Consider the following 861-nt stretch of genomic DNA (forward strand, 5'->3'; position numbering starts at 1 on the left):
TTAGGAAAAGGACGAAATGTTTGGTACTGCATGGGCTACACGCTAGCGTCTGACCGATCTGAATCAGTCGCTCTGCACGATTGCGACATTGTTACCTATGACAGAGAACTATTAGCAAGACTGATCTACCCGGTTGCCAACCCTCGCTTCAACTATGAGTTCTGTAAAGGTTTCTATGCTCGCGTTGCTGAAGGCAAAATAAATGGCCGCGTTAGCCGTTTGCTGGTAACGCCGCTATTACGAGCCTTAAAGAAAGTCTATGGCGAATTAGAGTATCTACAATTTATGGATAGCTTTCGTTACCCACTCGCCGGTGAGTTTTCCTTCCGTAAAGATGTGCTTAACGACATTCGCATTCCCAGCGACTGGGGTTTGGAAATAGGTGTGCTTTCTGAGATGCACCGCAACTACGCCAACAATAGGCTGTGCCAGGTAGACATTGCCGATGTTTACGACCACAAACACCAGGACTTGTCAGCTGAAAATGATCAGGGAGGCTTATCCAAGATGTCGATCGATATCTCAAAGGCCTTATTTAGAAAACTGGCAACTCACGGCAAGACCTTTAACACTGAAACATTCCGCTCAATTAAAGCGACCTACTTTAGAATCGCGCTCGATTTTGTCGAAACTTATCACAACGATGCTTTGATGAATGGCTTGTCGCTGGATATTCATCAGGAAGAAAAAGCCGTCGAGCTTTTTGCTCACAACATCATGAAAGCTGGTGAAGCCTTCCTCGAGAAGCCGATGGATACCCCTTTCATTCCTAGTTGGAACAGAGTTATTAGCGCCAAGCCCGATATTCTCGAAAGACTATATGCAGCGGTGGAGGCTGACAATAAGGAGTTTTTCTCACAA

1 protein-coding gene is annotated in these 861 nt (G+C 45.8%); it reads left to right on the forward strand.

Annotated elements, in window-relative coordinates; all coding sequences use genetic code 11:
- Positions 1-861: glycosyl transferase (locus tag A3763_RS21225; RefSeq protein ID WP_068760471.1), on the forward strand; the 861-nt coding region annotated here is incomplete at both ends.

The organism is Oleiphilus sp. HI0128, from assembly GCF_001635365.1.